The 20,943-nt window shown below is 40.1% G+C and carries 18 protein-coding genes, 1 pseudogene and 1 riboswitch; of the genes and pseudogenes, 18 read left to right on the forward strand and 1 reads right to left on the reverse strand.

Features of this window, described 5'->3' with window-relative positions:
- Nucleotides 1-64 precede the first annotated feature (64 nt).
- Both RU93_RS08330 and RU93_RS08335 read left to right on the forward strand, forming a co-directional pair.
- Nucleotides 65-766, forward strand: a complete 702-nt coding sequence (locus tag RU93_RS08330; protein ID WP_071875156.1) for an ABC transporter ATP-binding protein — start codon at nucleotides 65-67, stop codon at nucleotides 764-766.
- 9 nt (nucleotides 767-775) lie between these two features.
- Nucleotides 776-4,195, forward strand: coding sequence for an FtsX-like permease family protein (locus tag RU93_RS08335; RefSeq protein WP_071875157.1), 3,420 nt, complete (start codon nucleotides 776-778; stop codon nucleotides 4,193-4,195).
- Nucleotides 4,196-4,222: 27 nt separating this feature from the next.
- Here RU93_RS08335 and RU93_RS08340 read toward each other — a convergent pair.
- Nucleotides 4,223-4,726, reverse strand: a pseudogene (locus RU93_RS08340) (FUSC family protein); the annotation flags it as partial.
- 100 nt (nucleotides 4,727-4,826) lie between these two features.
- Here RU93_RS08340 and RU93_RS08345 point away from each other — a divergent pair.
- The 16 genes from RU93_RS08345 (at nucleotide 4,827) to purD (ending at nucleotide 20,812) form a co-directional block, all read left to right on the forward strand.
- Nucleotides 4,827-5,810, forward strand: coding sequence for an aromatic acid exporter family protein (locus RU93_RS08345; RefSeq protein ID WP_071875159.1), 984 nt, complete (start codon nucleotides 4,827-4,829; stop codon nucleotides 5,808-5,810).
- Nucleotides 5,811-6,041: 231 nt separating this feature from the next.
- Entirely contained in the window at nucleotides 6,042-6,551 is a 510-nt protein-coding gene (locus RU93_RS08350) for a hypothetical protein (protein ID WP_071875160.1), read from the forward strand.
- A 23-nt stretch (nucleotides 6,552-6,574) separates the two neighbouring features.
- On the forward strand, nucleotides 6,575-7,390 hold the full coding sequence (locus tag RU93_RS08355) for a M15 family metallopeptidase (RefSeq protein ID WP_245785393.1): 816 nt from the start codon (nucleotides 6,575-6,577) through the stop codon (nucleotides 7,388-7,390).
- A 7-nt stretch (nucleotides 7,391-7,397) separates the two neighbouring features.
- Entirely contained in the window at nucleotides 7,398-8,015 is a 618-nt protein-coding gene (locus RU93_RS08360) for a glycoside hydrolase family 73 protein (protein WP_071875185.1), read from the forward strand.
- 15 nt (nucleotides 8,016-8,030) lie between these two features.
- Nucleotides 8,031-8,717, forward strand: a complete 687-nt coding sequence (locus RU93_RS08365; RefSeq protein WP_071875161.1) for a beta/alpha barrel domain-containing protein — start codon at nucleotides 8,031-8,033, stop codon at nucleotides 8,715-8,717.
- A gap of 88 nt (nucleotides 8,718-8,805) precedes the next feature.
- A riboswitch (purine riboswitch) is annotated at nucleotides 8,806-8,902 on the forward strand.
- A gap of 68 nt (nucleotides 8,903-8,970) precedes the next feature.
- The gene (locus RU93_RS08370; RefSeq protein ID WP_071875162.1) at nucleotides 8,971-9,552 is read left to right on the forward strand and encodes a xanthine phosphoribosyltransferase; all 582 of its coding nucleotides are present in this window, start codon (nucleotides 8,971-8,973) and stop codon (nucleotides 9,550-9,552) included.
- Between the two features lie 200 nt (nucleotides 9,553-9,752).
- Nucleotides 9,753-10,241, forward strand: a complete 489-nt coding sequence (gene purE, locus RU93_RS08375) for a 5-(carboxyamino)imidazole ribonucleotide mutase (RefSeq protein WP_071875163.1) — start codon at nucleotides 9,753-9,755, stop codon at nucleotides 10,239-10,241.
- Nucleotides 10,234-11,355 (forward strand): 5-(carboxyamino)imidazole ribonucleotide synthase, encoded by a 1,122-nt coding sequence (gene purK / locus RU93_RS08380; RefSeq protein WP_211272576.1) that lies wholly within the window; start codon nucleotides 10,234-10,236, stop codon nucleotides 11,353-11,355. The genes purE and purK overlap by 8 nt, the downstream gene beginning before the upstream one ends.
- Before the next feature lie 425 nt (nucleotides 11,356-11,780).
- Nucleotides 11,781-12,035 (forward strand): phosphoribosylformylglycinamidine synthase subunit PurS, encoded by a 255-nt coding sequence (purS, locus tag RU93_RS08385; protein ID WP_071875165.1) that lies wholly within the window; start codon nucleotides 11,781-11,783, stop codon nucleotides 12,033-12,035.
- 1 nt (nucleotide 12,036) lies between these two features.
- Complete coding sequence (gene purQ / locus RU93_RS08390) at nucleotides 12,037-12,711, forward strand: phosphoribosylformylglycinamidine synthase subunit PurQ (RefSeq protein ID WP_071875166.1); 675 nt, start codon at nucleotides 12,037-12,039, stop codon at nucleotides 12,709-12,711.
- A complete protein-coding gene (gene purL, locus RU93_RS08395; RefSeq protein ID WP_071875167.1) occupies nucleotides 12,712-14,934 on the forward strand; it encodes a phosphoribosylformylglycinamidine synthase subunit PurL in 2,223 nt (740 codons plus the stop codon).
- On the forward strand, nucleotides 14,919-16,358 hold the full coding sequence (gene purF, locus RU93_RS08400; RefSeq protein ID WP_071875168.1) for an amidophosphoribosyltransferase: 1,440 nt from the start codon (nucleotides 14,919-14,921) through the stop codon (nucleotides 16,356-16,358). The genes purL and purF overlap by 16 nt, the downstream gene beginning before the upstream one ends.
- Before the next feature lie 15 nt (nucleotides 16,359-16,373).
- Nucleotides 16,374-17,417, forward strand: a complete 1,044-nt coding sequence (gene purM, locus RU93_RS08405; RefSeq protein WP_071875169.1) for a phosphoribosylformylglycinamidine cyclo-ligase — start codon at nucleotides 16,374-16,376, stop codon at nucleotides 17,415-17,417.
- Entirely contained in the window at nucleotides 17,414-17,995 is a 582-nt protein-coding gene (gene purN / locus RU93_RS08410; RefSeq protein ID WP_071875170.1) for a phosphoribosylglycinamide formyltransferase, read from the forward strand. The genes purM and purN overlap by 4 nt, the downstream gene beginning before the upstream one ends.
- On the forward strand, nucleotides 17,989-19,530 hold the full coding sequence (gene purH / locus RU93_RS08415) for a bifunctional phosphoribosylaminoimidazolecarboxamide formyltransferase/IMP cyclohydrolase (RefSeq protein WP_071875171.1): 1,542 nt from the start codon (nucleotides 17,989-17,991) through the stop codon (nucleotides 19,528-19,530). The genes purN and purH overlap by 7 nt, the downstream gene beginning before the upstream one ends.
- A 28-nt stretch (nucleotides 19,531-19,558) precedes the next feature.
- Complete coding sequence (gene purD, locus RU93_RS08420) at nucleotides 19,559-20,812, forward strand: phosphoribosylamine--glycine ligase (RefSeq protein ID WP_071875172.1); 1,254 nt, start codon at nucleotides 19,559-19,561, stop codon at nucleotides 20,810-20,812.
- The last annotated feature ends 131 nt before the right edge of the window (nucleotides 20,813-20,943 follow it).

Genomic DNA, 20,943 nt, shown 5'->3' on the forward strand with positions numbered 1-20,943 from the left:
CTTTCCGATAGAAAAAGATTGATAATCCAATCATAGATAAGAAGAAAATGGGGGATGACAGCCGATGAGTTATATTGAAGTCATTGACGAAGTAAAAAAATATCAGATGGGTGATACGGAAATCATCGCCAACGATCATATTAATTTTAGTATTGAACAAGGAGAAGTTGCGGTTATTTTAGGGCCTAGTGGGGCAGGTAAATCGACCGTTTTAAATATTTTAGGCGGCATGGATAGTTGTGACAGCGGTCAAATTATTATTGATGGCGTGGATATTGCCAATTATAACGCACACGAACTGACAACGTATCGGCGCAATGACGTCGGCTTTGTTTTTCAATTTTATAATTTAGTTCCGAACTTGACGGCCAAAGAAAACGTCGAACTCGCTTCACAAATTGTTGAGGAAGCGCTCGATCCAGAAGAAGTCTTATTACAAGTCGGATTAGGTCGCCGAATGAATAATTTTCCAGCACAGTTATCAGGGGGAGAACAACAGCGCGTCACGATCGCGCGAGCGTTAGCAAAGCGTCCAAAGTTATTGTTATGCGATGAACCAACTGGTGCCTTAGATTATGAAACAGGCAAACAAATCTTACAAATATTGGAAGATACTGCCCGTCAAACGGGAACGACAGTAGTTATCATTACGCATAATGCGTTAATTGCGCCGATGGCTAATCGCGTGATCCGAATCAATGATGCTAAAGTCCGTAGTATTGAAGTGAATGAACATCCCACCCCAATATCGGCAATTGAATGGTAGGTGAGATTGATGCAAAAAACAGCACTACTTAAAACAAGCATTCGAGAAATTAAACAGTCACCAGCCCGTTTCTTGTCCATTTTAGGGATCATTTTTTTAGGCGTGGCATTTTTTGTGGGAATTGGTGCGACCGGACCAGATATGATTAAATCAGCCGATCATTATTATGGAAAAACGAAACTGGCGGATATGAGTATTTATTCTTCATTAGGGTTTTCGGCAGAAGATAAAGCGGTGTTGCTCGAAGAAGAAAACATTCAAACCGTCAATTTACAATATTTACTTGATTTACCGTTAAGCCAAAAAAATACGGTTTTTCGCTTTCTAAGTCTGACCGGCAAAGACGAATTGAATCAATTACATGTAGTGGAGGGTCAGCTTCCTAAAGCCAAGAATGAAATATTGTTGGATAGCAATTTATCTGATGCAAAAGATTATCAAATTGGAGACACGTTTGAAATCTTAGCAAAAGATGATCCGGAAAATCAGTTAAAAGAGCACGAGTTTAAGATTGTTGGTTTTGCTCAGAGTCCTGAATTTATTGATAATTCTAAACGAGGGAATACCAATGTTGGAAATGGCTCGATTACGGCTTTTGCTTATTTGCTGCCGGAAGCTTTTCAAATGGATGCCTACAGTCGTATGTTGATCTCATTTGATGATCTACGTACAGAAGTAGCGTATTCACAAAATTACGTTGATTTAATGAACAAAAATAAAGCGCAAGTTACGTCCTTATTAGCGCCCCGTAAACAAGGGAGACTCGATGAAATTCGGGAAAAAGCGTTAAAAGAATTGAATGACAATCAACGCGAAATCGATGAAGCCAATGCGCAAATTGAAAAAGGTGCGAAACAATTAAACGACGCACTGAAAACGTTAGAAGCAGGGAAAAAAGAGCTTGAAGCCGGACAACAAACGTTCGACTCTGAGATGGCTAATGCCGAAGCACAAATTCGTTATCAACGTGATCAATTAGTGAGTGCACAAGCTGAGTTAGATCAGCAACGAACAACGTTGGAGTCACAGCAACAAGCACTTAATCAACAGAGCAAGGAACTAACGGCCGCTGAGGAGCAATTAGAACCTCTTTTAGCCCAAAAAGCAACACTTGAAGCCAGCTTAGCCCAATTGGAAGGCGTTCAACAACAATATGGGGAGCTTGTCGTTTTACTCGATGGCTTCGCCGAGGTACCCAAAGAGGCGCAACCCAGCGCAATCGAAGCCATCAAGAGCACGGCGTCAGCATTAAGCGCCCAGTTATCCGCTTCTCCGGAGCTATCGGGTACGTTTGCGACATTTGCCGCTGAAGTAACCGTCGAGAATATAGCGGAAACGCAGACTGTAATTCGTTCAGCGGGGGATTTGATCGAACAACAACGATTAGAAGTTCAACAAAGCTTAACGACTTTAGCCACACAGCAGCAAGAATTAGCAGCTGCTCGCCAAGCATTAGTGGCTGGACAAGCTCAAATTGACGCTGGTCGCGATGCGTTAGCGCAAGGGCAAGCCGAAATCGATCGCGGTTTTGAGCAATTGAATCAAGGCGAACAGACATTGGCAGAGCAGCGTCAACAAGGTCAAAGTGAATTAGATGCTGCACGGCAAGAGTTCGAAACTGGTCAAGAAGCGTATGAAAAAGAAGCACAAGCATTTCAAAAACTCCAAGATGAGACACTACCTGATTTAAAAGCTGCACAACGAACAATCGATCAAGAAAGAGAGAAGCTGGATGAATTAGAACCCGCGACTTTCACCTATGTGTTACGCGATGACAATCCAGGTTATTTAGAATATGAAGAAAATGCGAATCGGATTTCATCGATTGCGACAGTATTCCCGACGATTTTCTTTTTAATTGCCGCACTCGTTAGTTTGACTACGATGGGACGAATGATTGAAGAAAAACGAACAGAAATTGGAACATATAAAGCACTTGGCTACAAAAATAGCGAAGTATCACTTAAATTTATCATCTATTCGTTAACAGCCGGTTTGACCGGAACGCTGTTAGGGCTACTTGTCGGATTTTACCTATTTCCAACCATTATTATCAATGCCTATGGACAACTGTATAATATGACAGAGTTTCCAACACCATGGTACCTTTCGTATTCCTTAATTGGATTCGCTGTCGGATTATTTTGTACCGTGGGAATTTCGATGATTGTGCTTCGAGTTGATTTAATGAGTTCTCCTGCAACTTTATTACGACCAAAAGCACCTAAAGCTGGGAAAACCATTCTACTTGAACGAATTCAACCACTTTGGCGACGATTGAATTTCAATCAAAAAGTAACAATGCGTAATCTATTTCGTTACAAATCACGGATGTTTATGACCGTCTTTGGGATTGCGGGATGTACGGCGATGATCTTAACCGGTTTTGGACTCAAAAATTCCATCAGTGATATCGTACCTATTCAGTTTAATGAGGTTTGGCGTTATCAAGGAATTGTCACGTTTGACGAAGAGGCATCCACTCAAGCCATAGAAGAGTATCAATCGGCTGTTTCACAACTTGATTTATTAAGTGCCACACTTGGAATGACTTCTGAGAACTTGACGGTCGCTCAAACAGGTAAGGCGAGTCAAGAAGTAACCGTTTATGTGCCAGAAAACCCAGCTGAATTATCTGATTTTGTCTCATTTACGGATCGTAAAACGGGAGAAGTGTATGCGCTAGGAGATAATGGCGTGATTATTAATGAGAAATTAGCAAAGCTCTTTCAATTGGCAATCGGCGATACAATTGAGCTGAAAAATGGTGATAATGAGATTTTTGAAGTGAACATTTCAGGCATTACAGAAAATTATGTGGGCCATTTTGCTTATTTTTCTCCAACTTATTATGAAGAAATTTTCGGGGAAATCCCGACGTATAACAGTGAGCTCCTCTTATTTAGTGAGGCATTAACAAAAGAGCAAGAAAATCAGATCGCGAATGATTTAATGAAGCAAGACCGTGTGCTAAACGTGACGTTCTTATCTGATTCGTCGACGGCCTTGGATGATACAACTGAAATTCTAAACATTGTCGTGTGGTTATTGATTATTTCGGCGGGATTATTAGCCTTTATTGTGTTGTATAATCTAAACAATATTAATATTTCTGAACGTATTCGTGAGTTATCGACGATTAAAGTTTTAGGATTTTATAATAAAGAAGTCACGATGTATATTTACCGTGAAAATATTTTTCTGACACTTTTTGGTATTATCGCTGGGTTATTCCTAGGGCAGATTTTACACGGATATGTCTTAGCGACCGTAGAACTGGATATGTTGATGTTCTCACCAGAAATCCATCTTCTTAGTTACCTTTATTCAAGCCTGATTACGCTTTTCTTTACGATTATTGTTGGGTTTGTGATGTATCAAAAACTTAAACATGTCGACATGATTGAGGCGTTAAAATCGAATGATTAAAAAAATGGTCAGACTTCCTAAAAATTATAGGAGGTTCTGACTATTTTCATCTTTTTTAGGCGTGGGTAAATAATTCAAGCCAACAGCGATTAACGTTCCAATAAAGGTATCTAAAACGCGCTGTAGAGCAAACGAAAGGGGTTGATCACCTGAAGAAGTACTTAAAGCGATAAGTAATAACGTTGCCACGCCAGAAATAATGCCAGCGTGATTATTAATGCCATCGGATAATACGATAACAAAAGCAACAGCAAGAGGAACTAGCAACAATTCAGCGATAAAGGAATGATTGAGCTGATCTTGGATGACGAAATAAGCGATGGCGGTACTACCACCAATAATATTCCCCATAATACGTGATTTACCAAAACTTAAAGTAGTTGGTAAATCTTGTCTTAAGGAAAAGACAGCAGCCAAAGCCGCAATCATTGCTTCCCCACGATTGAAAAAGTGAAACAATAAAATACACAGCATAACGGCCAAAGAAGACTTTATGGTTCGCATACCGATTCGAAAACGACCGAAATTCATCTTATTCACTTCCTTTTTTTTATTCTAACGAAAATATATCAGAAAGGCTAGTGAAATTTTCTAAAAACTAGCTTAAAATGAAAGAGAAGGAGGCGAACAAATGAAATTTGGAATGCGTACAATGAAAACCGTGCTAGCCTGCTTTTTGTCGATGGTGATTGCCCAGCAAGTGGGACTGCTTTATGCACCGGCGGCTGGGATTATCGCGATCTTAAGTGTCGGAAATACCAAAAAGAAATCATTGGATACAGGGATTGCGCGCTTAGTTTCGCTAGGAATTGCGACGGTCTTGGCATTCTTTGCTTTTCAGTTATTAGGTTATGGTGCTTTAGGTTTTTCGCTATATCTCATTTTTTTTATTCCAATTACGGTCAAATATGATTTAACAGATGGGATCGTCGTGACGTCTGTTCTTGTGACGCACTATATGTTGGAACAAAGTTTTGCCCTATCATTGATTTTAAATGAATTTTTATTAATGGGATTAGGAGTTGGCTTTGCTCTTATGCTAAATTTGTATATGCCAAATTTAGAGTCGAAAATTAATGAGGAGCAAGAAAAAATTGAAGAAGGTTTTCGTGAAATCTTTTTATCAATGGCAGCTTCTTTGAATCAGAAAGAGGCGAGCGGTCTCCTTAGCTTTTGTGATAACTTGTTAGAAAGAATTAACCAAGGCCGTAAACATGCTCAACATTACGATGAGAATCAGTTGCTTTCGAATAATTGGTATTACGAAGAGTATTTTGCGATGCGTCGCTCACAAGTTAAATTGATCAAAGAAATGATCTTTTTAATTGGACAAATTCAAGTTGAAGAAGTATTGGTGGAAGATTTGCGAATTTTACTAACCAATACAGGAATGACGTTGTCAGAGGAAAATGATGGGCAAAGCATCCTTAAGCAAATTGACTTGGTCAGTGAAAGTTACCGCTTAAAACCCTTACCCCGTGATCGACAAGAATTTGAAAATCGAGCTCGCTTGTTTCAATATCTACAAACATTTAAGAACTTTATTGAATTAAAAGCTGTTTTTTATAGCGAGCAAAAGGATGAATCGAGTAAGTCAGTTGAAAGGATTTATTGATGCTGTTCGTTGGTTGAAGCCTTGAAAATAATCCTAGTTATATTGATGCCAATCTCTTTTAAGGAAAAATCATTTTTCAATGATTTTGAATCATGATATTTTGCCATAACGCAACTTGCTAGGGTATAATGTTTAAAGGAGAACCTTTGTTAAATTTTGTTCAATTAATACGTTCTCGTATTTCATTTCTTCAGTAATAAAAGTAGAATAATCATTAGGAGGCCAAAGAAAATGCATGAAATATATATAGAATTAGTGTTAAGCGGAATTTTTGAAAAATATGACTCTGAAGTGGCATTTTATAAACATCATCTAGGGTTATCCCAAGAACATTGGGAGCAATGGAAACAAGGGAAAATAAGTTTGAATCCTGAAGAAAGTCAAAAAATCAAAAATATCTTTAGTGATTACGAATGGATGTTATTGCAAAAAATCTTAAGACAAACGATTATTTATCCCGAAAAACGCCAAGTTGCAGTGGAAGAATATAAAAAATTAAAGATTAAGATTGCACAAAAATGGTTGAATTCTAATTGTGGAATCGTTGAGTTCCAACAAATTAAAGAAGAAGATAAAAAAGAGCACTTAATTGACTTGCGTGTGAGTTTGCAATACGGCGAGTGGGGTTTTGACGATGTGTTGAATTTCCGTTTACCTGCGGCGATTCAACATCAAGTTGTGAGTCAAAAAGTGGCCTTGTTAGATTGGGTCAACCAGGAATTAGAAAGTGCATATGTATGATCGTAAGGTTAGAGGGTTAAAGAGTGAAAATTAAAAAAATACTTAGTATGAGCTTTCTTTTCGTTGTGGGTGTCGTCGTCATTTATGGCTTGAACCGTTTTGTGACGAGACCATATACGTCAAATGCAGCGGAAGAAATTGCTGAGTCACAAATAAAAGCGACTATTGAGAAAAATAAAACGCAGGAAAGTTCTACAAAAGAACAACAAGAGAAACAAAAGGACGTGAAATTGCCAACAGGTGAAGCGACGGATTGGAATCTTCTGCTAGTTAGTCCAACGCATCCTTTGGAAGTTGATTTTTCTGAAGAAAATTTTTCGACGTTAGCTAATGGGATGCAAGTTGATAAACGCATCGTATCCTCTTTAGAGCAACTTCAAACAGCAGCTGCAGATGCTGGCTATCCGTTAGTAATCGTTTCGGCATATCGTTCGATTTCGTATCAGGAACAAATTTTTCAGGATTATTTGAATAATTGGGCTGCCCAAGGATACACGGATGAAGAAGCGTTAGAAAAAGTGAAAGAAACATCAACAGAACCAGGATTTAGTGAACATCATACGGGTTTAGCAATTGATCTCGTTGATGAAGATTGGTCCAATAATTACCCGCAAGAAATATTAGAAGCAGGTTTTGCAGAAACGGCTGGTGGCAAATGGTTAGCTGAACATGCATGCGAATATGGGTTTATTTTACGCTACCCTAATGGGAAAGAAGCCCTCACGAGTATTAATTTTGAACCTTGGCATTTTCGTTATGTTGGAGTCGAACACGCGAAATACATTGAAGCGCATGAGTTAACGTTAGAAGAATACTTAGATTTATTAAATGCAAAGTAGTGATGGAATGAAAAAAAAGAGAAATAAAAAAAAGAATACGTTACGCTTCCCAGCAATTTTAGCCGGTATATTATTGATTTTCATTGCCTTTATTTTTTCACTTAAAAGTCTTTTTGAAATGCCTAACGTGATGGGCGATGAAAGTGCGCAAGTCGAAGTCGAATTATCAAAAGAAGATTTTATCCAGCAACTCTTGCCACATGCTAAAACGTTGCAAGAAGGTTATGGGGTCTTACCGAGCATTATCATCGGACAGGCAATTTTAGAATCCAATTGGGGTGCTAGTCAACTATCGAGTCAGTATAATAATCTTTTCGGGATCAAATCATTTGGCCATTCTGATTCTGTGACGTTAGATACGCAAGAATATGTCAATGGTCAATGGATTGTGATTCAAGGTGATTTTCGCGTGTATCAAAGTTGGGAAGAATCGATGACTGCTCACACGATGTTGTTTGTGAACGGAGTAGATTGGAGCCCGACAAAGTATGAAAAAGTGCTATCCGCGACGAATTATCGGGAGGCAGCATTGGCGCTACAAGAAGCCGGTTATGCAACCGATCCTGATTACGCAAATAAAGTGATTCAAGTGATTGAAACATATGAGTTGGATCAATTTGATTAGATTGGAGGAGAAGGAATGGGAGAGAAATTTATACCGAACATTACAACCGAGTTACGCAAAGATATTGTTCGAGTTCCCGAAGTGATTAATGAAGCAAGCGGAATTATTATTTTTGGTAAGAAAATCCGCTCGATTATTTTTACAACAGATATTGCGATTATTCGCAATACGAATGCCAATGCAGTGATTGCAGTCTATCCTTTTACTCCGCATCCCGCCATTACAAAGAGCATTATTGAAGCCGCAGATATTCCTGTTTTTTCTGGAGTTGGTGGTGGATTAACGCATGGGACACGGGCGAATTATATGAGCCTTTTTGCAGAAGCACAAGGATCAATTGGCGTTGTATTAAATGGTCCGACTCCGATTGAGACGATTCGAGCCGTTTGTAAAGTTGTTGATATTCCCGTCGTTAGTACGGTGACGAGCCAGTACACACCGATTGATGAAAAAATTCAAGCAGGTATAAAAATAATAAATATTAGTGCAGGTAAAAAAACACCTGAAGTTGTTCGCCATTTTCGTGATCTTTATCCAGAATTACCAATTATTGCGACAGGTGGACCAACAGATGAGAGTATCCGCGCCGTCATTGAAGCAGGTGCTAACGCAATAACCTATACTCCTCCTTCAAATGGCAAGTTATTTAGTAAAAAAATGGAAATTTATCGCGAAAAAGAGCGATTAGAATATGAAGATTAAAAAGTAATGAAAAAAGAGGAGAAACCAATGAGACTCTGTGGTTAAAGCTTGTTTTTTTCGTCGATTCAGGAGATAATAATCTTTGTGTTTTTCATAATTAGAAATTACTTATATATCGTCGTAATTGGTCGACAGTTTCTACCCAGTACCGCAAATACTGGACTATAAGTAAAAAAAGTGTTTCGTGACACCTTTTTTGCTCTGGATGCAAATAAGGTGTCTTTTATTTTGACTATAAAAGGAGTTAATTATCATGCAAGAATTAGTGAAACGAATTCAACAAGATGGAAATGTCCTAGGCGATGGCGTTTTGAAAGTTGATAGTATTATTAACCATCAAGTCGATCCTCTTTTAATGAAACAAATGGGTGAACTTTTTGCCAAGGTGTTTGCTAAACGGAATATCACAAAAGTAGTCACGATTGAATCTTCTGGTATTGCACCCGCTATTTTTTGCGCATTAGAACTAGGTGTACCGATGATTTTTGCCCGCAAATCAAAAAGTCTAACAATGAACGAAGAGTTATTAACTTCTTCCGTCTATTCTTTTACAAAGCAAGTCACAAGTACCATTTCGATTTCACGTAAATTTTTAACGGAATCCGATAACGTCTTAATTATTGATGATTTTTTAGCGAATGGTCAAGCAGCGAAAGGGTTAATTGAACTCTGTCAACAAGCCGGCGCCTCTGTTGAAGGAATTGGCATTTTAATTGAAAAATCATTCCAAGATGGTCGTCAACTACTCGAAGATATGGGAATTGATGTGGTTTCACTTGCGCGTATTTCTTCGTTAGAAAATGGGGAAGTAACGTTTATCGAAGCAGATGCATAAGAAAAAGAACTAGAAAGGTCATTCCTTCTAGTTCTTTTTTTTCAAATATAAAAAGAGAAATACACGGGATACGGGATATGATTCTAGTTAAAAACGAACAATGTTAATTGATGTATGTTTAAATATTCGATATTATTTTGACTTTAAAGGATAGGGTTGGTAAAATAAAAGTAAAGTTAAGTGCAAAAGGGGAAAATGACATGAAACCACAAGTAGCTGTGATTATGGGAAGTATCTCAGATTGGGAAACAATGCAAGAAGCATGTATTCAATTAGAACATTTTGGAATTGCTTACGAAAAAAAAGTCGTCTCGGCACATCGAACGCCTGATTTAATGTTTGCCTTTGCTGAAGAGGCGCTCGATCGAGGGATTAAAGTAATCATTGCGGGTGCAGGCGGTGCGGCTCATTTACCAGGAATGGTAGCCGCTAAAACAACGTTACCGGTGATTGGCGTTCCTGTTCAGTCTCGAGCGTTAAGTGGTTGGGATTCGTTACTTTCAATTGTTCAAATGCCAGCTGGAATTCCGGTCGCGACAACAGCCATTGGAAAAGCTGGGGCAAGTAATGCGGGAATCCTTGCAGCCCAGATGCTTTCGATGTATGATTTAGATATTGCTAAAAAAATTGCAAAAAAAAGAGAGCAAATGAAAGAAATTGTGATAGAAAGTAGTGATCAACTTGGTTAAAGAACTAAGACCAGGAGCAACCATTGGGATTATCGGTGGTGGTCAATTAGGAAAAATGTTAACAATGAGTGCCAAAAAAATGGGTTTTCAAGTTGGCGTTTTGGATCCTGGAGAGAACTGTCCGACAGCTCAAATTGCGGATTGGCATATTATTGCCGATTATGATGATGTCCTTGCGCTAGAGGAAATGGCGAGACGCAGTGACGTTGTGACTTATGAGTTTGAAAATGTTAACGTCGATGCTCTTAGTACCATTACGGGCTTAGTCCCTGTTCCACAAGGGACGGATTTATTAGCGATTACTCAAGATCGGTTAATGGAAAAATCATTTTTAGAAGCAAATAATATTGTCATTGCGCCGTACGCGACGATTATTAGCCCAACGGATATTCAAGATGCAATTGAAAGTATTGGCTATCCCTGTGTGCTAAAAACGACCCGTGGAGGCTACGATGGTAAAGGTCAGTACGTCTTAAAAGACAGGTCAGATCTAGCTCCGGCAATGAATTTACTAAGAGAAGGTACCTGTGAATTAGAAGCTTGGATTCCATTTGAAAAAGAACTATCGATTATGGTTGCCGGCAATGGTCGAGAATATATGACGTTCCCCATTGTGGAGAATATCCATCGCAATAATATTCTTCACCAAACCATTGCACCTGCTAATATTTCGCCTGATGTTGCGAGTGAAGTAACACGTATCGCTAAAGTTATTGCCAAAGCAGTCGACCTGCATGGCGTATTAGCAATCGAAATCTTTTTGACATCATCGGGTAGTATTTACGTAAATGAGCTTGCGCCGCGTCCGCATAATTCAGGGCACTATTCAATTGAAGCGTGTAATACGAGTCAATTTGATGCTCATATTCGAGGGATATGTGGATGGCCTTTAGGTGAAGTCACGTTATTGTCGCCAGCCGTAATGGTCAATATTTTAGGTGAAGACTTAGAAAAAACCTATCAACAAATTCAACGACAACCTGATTGGCAATTCCATTACTATGGTAAAAAAGAAAGTAAAAAAGGCCGAAAAATGGGTCATATTACAATCGTTACAAATGACGTAGAAGCAACAAAAGAACAAATTAATCAAACAAACATTTGGTTGCGCTAACCTTCTTATCCAATGTTTGAAGAATAAAATCCTTCACTAGAGAATTTCTTTAGTGGAGGATTTTTTCTCTTGATTAAACACGAACGATTAAAAGCTTAATCGTCATTAATGTAAATAATTCGTTGACGAGAGAAGGTGATGCTTGCTACAATGAACACGTGAATGAGAGGTATTTCAATACGATTTTTGATTATAAACACTGGAAAGTCTGGTTTAACCGTCTATTCGCCTCTTTTTTTATTGTAAAACAAATAAAAGAGTGGAAAAAGGAGTTTGCGATCATTCTCTACAGAAAACATCACACGAGAAAAACACGAACATTAGGATAAAAATTGTCAGCGAGCACTCTGTTCATGGGTTCCCTCGTTGAGAAAATTTTTAGTGTAAAAAACAAAATAATAATATCATCAAAGGAGAATAATGCTATGTATTTCGTTAAAGTTTATGTTACTTACAAAGAATCTGTTTTAGACCCTCAAGGAGAGGCTGTTAAAGGAGCCGTTCATCGTTTAGGATTTACTGAAATTGAAGAAATTCGAATTGGAAAATATTTTGAAATAAAAGTCGAAAAATCAGATCGTCCAGTCGAAGAAATGATCGAAGAAGTCTGCGATAAATTATTGGCAAATGTCAATATGGAAACGTATCGCTATGAAATTTTAACAACGGAGGAAGTTTAACATGAAATTTGCGGTCGTTGTGTTTCCAGGTTCGAACTGTGACCTTGATTTACTATGGGCGATAAAGGATATCTCGGGAGCAGAAGCTGAGTATGTGCGTCACGACGCAACAAGTTTAGCCGGTTTCGATGGTGTGTTATTGCCTGGTGGATTTTCGTACGGGGATTATTTAAGATGCGGGGCGATTGCGCGTTTTTCGAATATCATGAAGGAAGTTGTCCGTTTTGCAAATGAAGGAAAACCAGTATTTGGCACGTGTAATGGCTTCCAAGTGTTGACAGAAGCTGGCCTTCTCCCTGGTGTGTTAAAACGTAATGAATCGCTCCATTTTGTTTGTAAAACGACGCCCATTACTGTTGTAAATAATCAGACGAAATTCACTTCAGAATACGAGGATCAGCAAGTATTACAATTGCCGATTGCGCATGGTGAAGGTAATTATTATTGTGATGAAACAACCCTTAAAGAACTCGAAGAAAACAATCAAATTGTGTTTAAATACGTTGAAAATGTGAATGGTAGTTTAGAAAATATTGCGGGAATTACGAATAAGGCAGGAAATGTTTTAGGGATGATGCCCCATCCTGAAAGAGCGATGGAAGCCTTACTTGGTTCAGAAGACGGCAAAAAATTCTTCGCTTCAATTTTAAAGAACTTTGGAAAGGTGACAGTTTAAATGACAAAAATGATGGAACCAACCCCTCAAGAAATTAAAGAACAAAAAATTTATGCACAGTGGGGTTTAACAGACGAAGAATACCGTATGATTTCACAAGACATTCTTAAACGATTGCCTAACTATACGGAGACAGGATTATTTTCCGTGATGTGGAGTGAACATTGTTCTTATAAAAATTCGAAGCCAGTCTTAAGAAAATTCCCGACTGAAGCGCCACACGTGTTACAAGGACCAGGTGAAGGTGCTGGAATTATTGATATTGGCGATAACCAAGCAGTTGTTTTTAAGGCGGAAAGTCATAATCATCCATCTGCAGTAGAGCCTTATGAAGGTGCCGCAACAGGAGTGGGTGGGATTATTCGTGATATTTTCAGTATGGGTGCACGCCCGATTGCGATGTTAAATTCATTGCGGTTTGGTGAGCTGGATAACGATCGTACGAAATATCTTTTTGAAGAAATCGTCGCAGGGATTGGTGGATATGGAAACTGTATCGGTATTCCGACTATTGGTGGCGAAATCCAATTTGATGCTTGCTACGAAAAAAATCCTCTTGTAAACGCGATGTGCGTAGGCCTAATCGATCATAAAGATATTCAAAAAGGACAAGCCAAAGGGATTGGAAACTCCATTATGTATGTCGGTGCGAAAACAGGGCGTGACGGGATCCACGGGGCGACCTTCTCTTCTGAAGAGTTCACTGAAGACGGCGAACAACAACGTTCGGCTGTTCAAGTGGGCGATCCTTTCTTAGAAAAATTATTAATGGAAGCTTGTTTAGAATTGATTTTAGAGCATCATGACATTTTAGTCGGCATTCAAGATATGGGGGCGGCTGGACTTGTTTCTTCTAGTTCAGAAATGGCGTCAAAAGCCGGTTCTGGTTTAAAACTGTATCTAGATGAAGTTCCTCAACGTGAAACGAATATGACGCCTTATGAAATGATGTTATCTGAATCGCAAGAGCGCATGTTACTTTGTATTAAAAAAGGCGAAGAACAACAAGTGATTGATCTTTTCCATAAATATGAATTAGACGCGGTGACGATCGGTGAAGTAACGGATGACGGGCTCTACCGTTTATTCCATCAAGATCAAGAAGTCGCGAATTTACCCGTCGATGCTTTAGCAGAAGATGCACCGACTTATTACAAAGAATACACCCAACCGGCACGCATCGAAGAATTTGCCGCATTGGCTGATTTTGTACCAGAAGTTGAAAATGCAACGGAAACGTTGTTGGCGTTATTACAACAAGCAACGATTGCGTCAAAAAAATTAGTCTATCAAACCTTTGATTCGCAAGTTCGGACCAATACAGTGGTTGGACCAGGCAGTGATGCGGCTGTCCTTCGAGTCCGTGGCACGAACAAAGCATTAGCAATGACGATGGATTGTAATAGCCGTTATTTATATTTAAATCCAGAAGTGGGTGGGCAGATTGCAGTCGCAGAAGCTGCGCGTAATATTGTCGCATCAGGTGGTAAACCCTTAGCGATTACCGATTGTTTAAACTTTGGCTCTCCTGACAAACCAGAAGGATTCTGGGAATTATGGACGTCGGCAGATGGGATTTCTGAAGCGTGTCGCGTATTAGAAACGCCTGTCATTTCAGGGAATGTTTCGTTATACAATGAAACCGATGGACAAGCGATTTATCCAACACCCGTGATTGGGATGGTGGGGTTAATTGAAGATTTAGCGCATGTGACGACCCAACACTTCACAACTGTCGGAGATGGCATTTATGTTGTTGGTCAAACAGGAAAAGACTTTAATGGTAGTGAAATTCAAAAAATGCAACTCGGACGGATTGAAGGGAAATTGATGAACTTTGATTTGGTGGCGGAAAAAGCCAATCAAGAACTCGTATTAGCAGCGATTAAAGCAGGATTCGTTGCAAGTGCGCATGATTGTGCAGAAGGAGGACTTGCAGTCGCAATTGCAGAGTCAACTTTTAAAAATGAATTGGGTGTTTCAATCGAGATGCCACTTTCGAAAGAAGCGCTATTTTCTGAAACGCAGTCGCGCTTTATTTTAAGTGTGACACCAGAAAATCAAGCAGCATTTGAAGCGCTAGCTGGAACGCGTGCGGTGAAGGTTGGAACGATAACAGATACAGGTCGTTTAGTGATTAAGGCTGAAAACGATCAAATTGATGTCGCAACAAGAGAAGCGAAACAACTATGGGAGGACGCATTGACATGTCTGATGAAATAAAAAGTTTGAATGAAGAATGCGGAATTTTTGGCGTTTGGGGGCATGAATCTGCTGCTCGCGTCACGTACTTTGGCTTACACAATTTACAACATCGTGGGCAAGAAGGTGCTGGGATTGTTTCGAATGAAGAAGGATACTTGCATGGTTATCGTGGTCTTGGGCTATTATCAGAAGTATTTTCAAATGAAAAACGATTAGATAAGCTACGCGGTGACGGGGCGATTGGTCACGTGCGTTACGCCACTTCTGGTAATGGACACGTCGATAATATTCAACCTTTCTTATTTCGCTTTTATGATAGTCAAGTTAGTCTGGCTCATAACGGGAATTTAACGAATGCGAAAACGTTGCGAAGAGAATTAGAGGAAGAAGGAGCCATTTTCCATTCGAGTTCCGACACCGAAATTTTGATGCACTTAATTCGTAAAAGTACGAAAGAGACGTTTTTGGATCGGCTTAAAGAAAGCCTGAATCTAGTCAAAGGCGGATTTGCTTATATTTTAATGACGGAAGATGCGATTTACGCGGCACTTGATCCCAATGGGTTTCGCCCGCTTTCGATTGGCCAAATGAAAAACAAGGCTTATGTCGTTGCCTCAGAAACATGTGCCCTAGAAGCAATCGGAGCAACCTTTGTTAGAGACGTTCAACCTGGTGAAGTAGTCATTATTAATGATAAAGGGTTAACAATTGATGTTTTTACGACGCAAACGCAACCAGCAATTTGTTCAATGGAGTACATTTATTTTGCTCGCCCAGATTCCAATATCGCGGGTGTGAATGTTCATACCGCTCGTAAAAATATGGGCCGGAATTTAGCAAAAGAAGCCCCAATTGAAGCAGATATGGTCATTGGGGTGCCGAATTCTTCGCTGTCGGCCGCAAGTGGTTATGCGGAATATTCGGGTATTCCCTATGAGCTTGGCTTAGTCAAAAATCAATATGTCGGTCGGACATTTATCCAACCAACGCAAGAATTACGTGAACAAGGCGTTCGAATGAAATTGTCAGCTGTTCGTGGTGTCGTTGAAGGCAAACGAGTGATTCTTGTTGATGATTCAATCGTTCGCGGCACAACTAGCCGCCGTATTGTTCAATTATTAAAAGAAGCAGGAGCGAAAGAAGTTCATTTGCGAATTGCTTCGCCACCGTTAAAATTCCCATGTTTTTATGGAATTGACATTAAGACCCGTAAAGAATTAATTGCCGCTGATTTAAGTATTGATGAGATGAACGCACGCTTTGGTTCTGATTCATTAGCCTTTTTAAGTGAAGATGGTTTAATTCGCGCTATTGGGTTAACATTTGATGCGCCATACACAGGATTGTGTATGTCGTATTTCAATGGGGATTATCCAACGCCTTTATATGATTATGAAGACGAATATCAAGCATCTTTAAAAGATCGAAAATCAAACTTTTAATTGGAGGAATGACAAGTGCCAAATGCATATGCACGCGCGGGTGTCGACGTAGAGGCCGGCTATGAAGTGGTTGAACGGATTAAAAAACACGTTAAAAAGACCGAACGACTAGGTGTTATGGGAGCGTTAGGTGGTTTTGGTGGTTGTTTCGATCTTAGCGTATTAAATATTAAAGAACCTGTTTTAGTTTCTGGGACAGATGGTGTCGGAACCAAATTAATGGTGGCCATCCAAGAAGACAAACATGATACAATTGGAATCGACTGTGTCGCAATGTGTGTTAATGATATCGTCGCACAAGGTGCTCAACCACTTTACTTTTTAGATTATATTGCGACTGGGAAAAATATCCCTGCCCGTCTTGAAGCCGTTGTGGCAGGTGTGGCTCAAGGATGTCTAGAAGCGCAAGCAGCCTTAATTGGAGGCGAAACGGCTGAAATGCCGGGGATGTATGGTGAAAATGACTACGATCTCGCTGGTTTTGCAGTTGGGGTTGCAGAAAAAAGCCAATTGATCACTGGAGAAAAAATTGTAGCAGGTGATATTCTCGTAGGTCTGCCTTCATCTGGTATTCATTCTAACGGTTACTCGTTAGTTCGAAAAGTCTTCTTTGAACAAAAGGGAATGACAGGCGACACGGTTTTAACGAAGAGCCAACAGGCATTGAGTGAAGCGTTATTAACGCCAACTAAAATTTATGTCAAAGCGGTTATGCCACTCGTAAAAGCTGGTTTAGTGAACGGAATGGCTCATATTACGGGTGGAGGCTTTGTTGAAAATGTGCCGCGAATGCTCTCAAAAGACCTTGCCGCTGTGATTGAACTAGGTTCATGGCCGATCTTACCGATTTTTGAGGATTTGCAAACGGAGGGAGAAATTCCTGCGATGGAAATGTATGAAATCTTCAATATGGGAATCGGGATGGTGCTAGCTATTTCACCAGATAAAGTGGAAGCTGTCAAAGAAGAATTAGCGAGTATTGGCGAAAAATCTTATACCATCGGCTCGGTAAAACAGAAAGAAACGGCCGAAATTGAATGGACTGAGGCACACGCATGAAAATAGCCATTTTTGCTTCTGGAAATGGGAGTAATTTTGAAGCCATTGTCCAAGCAGTGAAAAACGGAAAGATTCCGGGGGGAGTTGCCGTCCTTTTTTGTGATAAAAAAGACGCTTTTGTCCTTGAACGGGCAAAAAAACATGGAATTCCTTTCATCACGTTTTCACCCAAAGAATTTCAGTCAAAAAACGCATACGAAGAAGCGATAAAGGAACGACTCGCCGAATATGCCATTGATTTGGTTGTATTAGCTGGTTATATGCGGATTGTCGGAGAGACGTTACTGAAAGCCTATCCGAATAAAATCATTAATCTTCATCCTTCGTTATTGCCAAGTTTTCCTGGACTACATGGGATTCAAGAGGCATTCGAGTATGGGGTAAAAGTTACGGGTATTACAATTCATTACATCGATGCGGGAGTCGATACCGGACCTATTATTGCGCAAGCGACAACGGAAGTGTTGCCAACGGACACGTTAGAAGCGTTGGAAGAAAAAATCCATCGTCTTGAACATTACTGGTACCCGAAAGTGCTAGCAGAAATTATGCAAAAAGGAGCTTCAATTACATGTTAAAAAGAGCATTAATTAGTGTTTCAGATAAAGCAGGCATTGTTGATTTTAGTGCCGAATTAGTCAAATTGGGTTTTGAAATTATTTCAACCGGTGGAACGAAAGCTGCGCTAGAAGCAGCAGGAATTCCAACGATTGGAATTGAAGAGGTAACGGATTTTCCTGAAATGATGGACGGACGTGTCAAAACGTTGCATCCTAAAATTCATGGTGGGTTACTCGGTCGACGCGACCTGGTCAGTCACACTGAAGCGATGAAAGAACATCAGATTTATCCGATTGATTTAGTCGTGGTGAATTTATATCCATTTAAGGAAACCATTTCCCGCGAAGACGTGACCGAAGCAGAAGCCATTGAAAATATCGATATTGGTGGTCCAAGTATGTTACGTTCGGCCGCTAAAAATCATCAATTTGTAACGGTCGTTGTTGATCCAAGTGATTATCAAGTTGTTTTAGAGGAATTAAAAGAAAGCGGCGAAACGACTTTTGCGACACGCCAACGATTTGCAGCAAAAGTCTTCCGTCATACAGCAGCCTATGATGCCCTTATTGCATCCTACCTAACAGAAGTAGTCGGTGAAGCAGAGCCGGAGAAATTAACGTTGACTTATGATTTAAAGCAATCGTTACGTTATGGCGAAAACGGTCATCAAGCAGCCGCTTTTTATCAAGATGCCTTACCGATCGCATTTTCGATTGCGCAAGCGAAACAATTGCACGGAAAAGAGCTTTCTTACAATAATATTCGTGATGCTGACGCTGCGATTCGAATTGCCAAAGAATATGATCAGCCAGTAGCAGTCGCCGTCAAACACATGAATCCATGTGGGATTGGAACGGGTGCGGATGTCTATGAAGCATATATGAATGCTTTTGAAGCGGATCCAGTCTCGATTTTTGGAGGGATTGTCGTCGTCAACCGACCAATCGATCTAGCAACTGCGAATGAAATGAAGAAACTATTCTTAGAAATTATTATTGCGCCAGCCTTTGAAGAAGCGGCTTTTGCTGAACTGGCGAAAAAGAAAAACTTACGTTTAATGACGTTAGACTTTGCAGTTAATGCAAAGTTCAAATCAGAAGTCGTTTCCGTTTTAGGTGGCTTACTTGTGCAAAGTCCCGACCATCAAGTCGAAATGCCAACAGATTGGAAAGTCGTGACGAAACGACAACCGACTGCGACAGAACTTGCAACGTTAGCTTTTGCTTGGAAAGCAGTCAAACATGTGAAATCCAATGCGATATTGCTCGCAAACGAAGCGGGAACGGTTGGGATTGGTGCCGGACAAATGAATCGTGTCGGGTCTGTTAAGATCGCGATCGAACAAGCAAAAGAGAATGGAAAACTTGCGGGAGCAGCACTCGCAAGCGATGCCTTTTTCCCAATGAGTGATAGTGTGGAATATGCCGCAAAAAATGGCATTCAAGCAATTATTCAACCAGGTGGCAGTATCAAAGACCAAGAGTCAATCGATATGGCAGATGAATATGGCGTGACAATGATCTTTACGGATCTTCGTCACTTTAAACATTAAACGATTTTTTTTAGTGAAGGAGATTGAAATGAAACTTTTAGTAATTGGTAGCGGCGGTCGGGAGCACGCGTTGGCAAAAAAAATGTTAGCAGATGATAAAGTGACGACCGTATTTTGTGCGAAAGGCAATCCAGGGATGAAACAAGATGGGATTGAAATCGTCGATATTGCAGAAGATGATCATGAGTCCTTAATTCAATTTGCCAAAGACCAAGCCATCGCTTGGACATTTGTTGGTCCGGAAATCCCATTGTTAAATGGAATCGTAGATGATTTTGAAGCAGCCGGATTAGCTATTTTTGGGCCGAACAAAGCAGCCGCTTTAATTGAAGGTTCAAAAGAATTCGCCAAGGAACTGATGACGACAATGAAGATTCCGACAGCGAATTATGCTACTTTTTCTGACTTTGAAGCGGCCAAAGCTTATTGCATTGAACAAGGAGCGCCGATTGTCATTAAAGCAGATGGGTTAGCAGCTGGTAAAGGTGTCGTAGTTGCACAAACCGAAGAAGAAGCAATTGAGGCTTTATACGAAATGCTTGAAGAACAAAAATTTGGTGCGAGCAGTGCCCGAGTTGTGATTGAAGAGTTTTTAGTAGGAGAAGAGTTTTCGTTGTTGGCCTTTGTTGACGGAGAAAATGTCTATCCAATGGTGATTGCGCAAGATCATAAACGTGCGTACGATTGCGATGCTGGACCAAATACTGGTGGGATGGGCGCTTATTCACCAGTCCCACAAATTCCTGATTCGATGGTGGTCCAAGCAGTTGAGGAAGTCCTTCATCCGACAGTACAAGGAATGATTCAACGAGGAACACCTTACCGAGGCATTCTATATGCCGGCTTAATTGCAACGGTTGAGGGTCCTAAGGTTATCGAATTTAACGCTCGTTTTGGCGATCCAGAAACACAAGTTGTGTTAGCGCGCTTAGAAAGTAGCTTAGTCGATATTATTACAGCGTTGTTAGTTCATGAAACACCGGAAATTAAATGGAATGAACAAGCATCAGTTGGTGTCGTTGTCGCAGCTCAAGGGTATCCAGGGGATTATGTCAAAGGAGCAGTTCTACCTGACTTTTCGAATGAAGAGACGTCGGTCTTTTATGCAGGTGTTGTTGAAGAAAATCAAACGCTTGTTTCCCAAGGGGGGCGAGTGTTGCTTGTTGAAGCGAATGCACCGACGATTGCGCAAGCGCAAGAAAAAGTATATCAAACGCTTGCGACTCTTGATACCGATCAGTTATTTTATCGAAGTGATATCGGCTATAAAGCACTAAAATAAACAGATATAAGAGGAAGCCTGATAAAAAGGAACTTCCTCTTTTTTATGCGCAGAATCGCCACGATATTGAACATTACTTTTTTAACATGAAGAGAGCGTCAATTGAATGGTAGCGTTTTTAACTTCCTATG

The sequence above is a fragment of the Enterococcus aquimarinus genome (assembly GCF_001885765.1).
Lineage (GTDB): Bacteria > Bacillota > Bacilli > Lactobacillales > Enterococcaceae > Enterococcus_I > Enterococcus_I aquimarinus.

Coding starts and splice junctions, on each gene's coding strand:
- RU93_RS08330 (WP_071875156.1), top strand. CDS start 65: ATGAGTTATATTGAAGTCATTGACGAAGTAAAAAAATATCAGATGGGT.
- RU93_RS08335 (WP_071875157.1), top strand. CDS start 776: ATGCAAAAAACAGCACTACTTAAAACAAGCATTCGAGAAATTAAACAG.
- RU93_RS08345 (WP_071875159.1), top strand. CDS start 4,827: ATGAAATTTGGAATGCGTACAATGAAAACCGTGCTAGCCTGCTTTTTG.
- RU93_RS08350 (WP_071875160.1), top strand. CDS start 6,042: ATGCATGAAATATATATAGAATTAGTGTTAAGCGGAATTTTTGAAAAA.
- RU93_RS08360 (WP_071875185.1), top strand. CDS start 7,398: ATGAAAAAAAAGAGAAATAAAAAAAAGAATACGTTACGCTTCCCAGCA.
- RU93_RS08365 (WP_071875161.1), top strand. CDS start 8,031: ATGGGAGAGAAATTTATACCGAACATTACAACCGAGTTACGCAAAGAT.
- RU93_RS08370 (WP_071875162.1), top strand. CDS start 8,971: ATGCAAGAATTAGTGAAACGAATTCAACAAGATGGAAATGTCCTAGGC.
- purE (WP_071875163.1), top strand. CDS start 9,753: ATGAAACCACAAGTAGCTGTGATTATGGGAAGTATCTCAGATTGGGAA.
- purS (WP_071875165.1), top strand. CDS start 11,781: ATGTATTTCGTTAAAGTTTATGTTACTTACAAAGAATCTGTTTTAGAC.
- purQ (WP_071875166.1), top strand. CDS start 12,037: ATGAAATTTGCGGTCGTTGTGTTTCCAGGTTCGAACTGTGACCTTGAT.
- purL (WP_071875167.1), top strand. CDS start 12,712: ATGACAAAAATGATGGAACCAACCCCTCAAGAAATTAAAGAACAAAAA.
- purF (WP_071875168.1), top strand. CDS start 14,919: ATGTCTGATGAAATAAAAAGTTTGAATGAAGAATGCGGAATTTTTGGC.
- purN (WP_071875170.1), top strand. CDS start 17,414: ATGAAAATAGCCATTTTTGCTTCTGGAAATGGGAGTAATTTTGAAGCC.
- purH (WP_071875171.1), top strand. CDS start 17,989: ATGTTAAAAAGAGCATTAATTAGTGTTTCAGATAAAGCAGGCATTGTT.
- purD (WP_071875172.1), top strand. CDS start 19,559: ATGAAACTTTTAGTAATTGGTAGCGGCGGTCGGGAGCACGCGTTGGCA.